The sequence below is a fragment of the Parafrankia sp. FMc2 genome, assembly GCF_041008525.1.
GTDB lineage: Bacteria > Actinomycetota > Actinomycetes > Frankiales > Frankiaceae > Parafrankia.
In genome coordinates this window covers 1-2,050 of the sequence record NZ_JBFLUG010000347.1, presented here as the reverse complement: position 1 = coordinate 2,050, position 2,050 = coordinate 1, and the positions used below count along the sequence as shown (strand labels likewise).

Annotated in this window: 1 protein-coding gene; it reads right to left on the bottom strand. The window is 64.0% G+C overall.

From position 1 onward, the window contains the following. Positions 1 to 187 precede the first annotated feature (187 nt). The gene (locus AB1460_RS37080; protein ID WP_368967208.1) at positions 188 to 1,324 is read right to left on the bottom strand and encodes an endonuclease/exonuclease/phosphatase family protein; all 1,137 of its coding nucleotides are present in this window, start codon (positions 1,322 to 1,324) and stop codon (positions 188 to 190) included. Positions 1,325 to 2,050 lie beyond the last annotated feature (726 nt).

The following is a 2,050-nucleotide window of genomic DNA, read 5'->3' as shown; positions in this document are numbered from 1 at the left end:
CGGCTTCGTGCTGGCCTGGTCCCGGTGGCGCCGCCGCCACCAGGCACGCGCACAAGCCAGCCACTATCGCCGCCAAGCCGCAGCACTCCAACTCAACTGATCACAAAAGTCGGGCTGGAGTACTAGGTCGGGCGGTGAGTGCCGAATATGCTCCACGCGCTCTGATACGCCGCCGAGAAAACGCAGATTAATGCTGTGGACGGGAGATCGCGAGTGTGGCCACAACGCCCGCGTGATCGGAAGGCCACAACCCGGAGAAGGTCCGGTCACGCAGTTTGTTGCCGATTACGGTCGCCCGAACAGCCCGAATTTGTCCGGAATCTGAATCTTCAGGGCGCATAGTATTATACAGAGCGTAGTCGATGCGCTCGTAAAGAGTCGACGGCGCCGTATCAAGGTCTATCTGAGCGGCGGTGAAGCCGCCATCGGGGCCATGGATCGCCGTCCACGCGTCCGTATACCCGCCCTGAGCGAAAAGAGCGTACGGGCCAGTGGGGTCGCTGGGCGGTGCGTTCAGATCACCGAGCAGGACCACCGGGTGTGCCGCGGTGGCGAGCGCGGTACGCAGCTCTTCCGCCTGGGCGTTACGGATCTGCGGGCTGTCGGGGTCAAGATGGGTATTGGCGACTCGTACCGTCCGCCCCCGAGCCGTCACGTCGACCGCTGACCAGCCGCGTGAAATCGTGATCGGTCCAGCCGCGGTCGGGATGGTCAACCGAGCCACGTACTCATGCGACTCGGAGTGGCTGACTTGCCACCGGTAGGTGGTGCCGGTTCGCACAAGAATCGCATCTTGATCGGTCAAGCTCACCTGTCGGGTCGGACCGATCGGCGACTGGGCGGTGAAATTGGTGTTCTTCGCGGCAACCTCGTAGTTCAGGCCCTGTTCCCTGAGCGCCTTGAGCAGGATCGGCAGGTAGTCGACAGTGGTGCGCAGCGGACCGCCGATCGGGCCCTCTTTCCACAGCGCGGCCTCCTGCAGGCCGAGTACATCGGGCCGTTGCCGGGCGAGCAGCCTGGCAATTGCCCGCGCCCGCGCAGGGAAGTCGGCCCACAGCACGTGTCGGTAGGCGATTCTGGTCTGGCGGATCATCTCCGGTAGATTTGGGGCAGCGATGACCGGGGAGAGGTCGGCGCCGAGATATAGGTTGTAGGTGTTGACCTTGAGGTGCTTCGCGGCTGGCCCATTGACTGGACGGCCACCGAAGCCGGCCATGGCCGTCCGGGTGGGGGTCGTTTCGGCCAGCGCCGGCACAATGAAGGAAAAACTAGCCAGCAGCACCACTACCAGTAGCATGAGGTGCCGCCGTACACGGAGTTCCATATATCCATTCCTTAATTCCGGAAAATGACTCACGGAACAGGATGCGAGCGCAGGGCATCCGCCAGGCGCGGACGGTACCGAGGTCGCGTGAACTACTGAAGCGACGCGCCGGAGCGCGGATAAGAACCGAAAGCAGCTGGGGCCGATTGTCCCAGACAAGGAACAACGCCACCCCCACCCCGGAGCAAGTAGCAATTGTCCCATCCTGCTATGCGCGCGATCAACAAAAGTCGGAGGCGAGGTCACCCGCACTGCGGGTGGAAAGAGCATCGAGGTGCTCGGGAGACGTGGCGTGGCACGTCGGTGTTTGCGCGGCGGGGTCGTCTGCACGTCGTCGCCAGCCCGTAGGTCGGGCATCCGTGTACCAGCCTCAACGCAGCTACAGCACGCGGAGTGCCGCTATCGATTCCACGAGTCCGCTACGTTCGAGTTGCCGCAGAACGTCGTCGACGGACTCCGGCGGCTTCGTGCGGGAGTCCGCGATCATCGAGTATTCCGTTCAGCGCCAGAGGACCCAGCTCGACAGACCAGAGGGTCTCGGCGAAAGGAGAACGTCCAGCCGGACGAGCGCGACCAGTCCACGGCCACGCCGGGTGCCCCCCAGGGCTCTTGCAGGGACGCGATTTGATGGGATCGGCCCGCTCTGTGAGGTTCGGCTGATCGGTCCTGGTAGAGGGCGGTGTGTGGGAGCGCGGGCACGGCTGGACCACGTGTCGCGGGCAAAGG

Bases quoted from the DNA above. Each gene is read 5' to 3' on its own strand.
- AB1460_RS37080 (WP_368967208.1), bottom strand. From the start codon at position 1,324: ATGGAACTCCGTGTACGGCGGCACCTCATGCTACTGGTAGTGGTGCTG.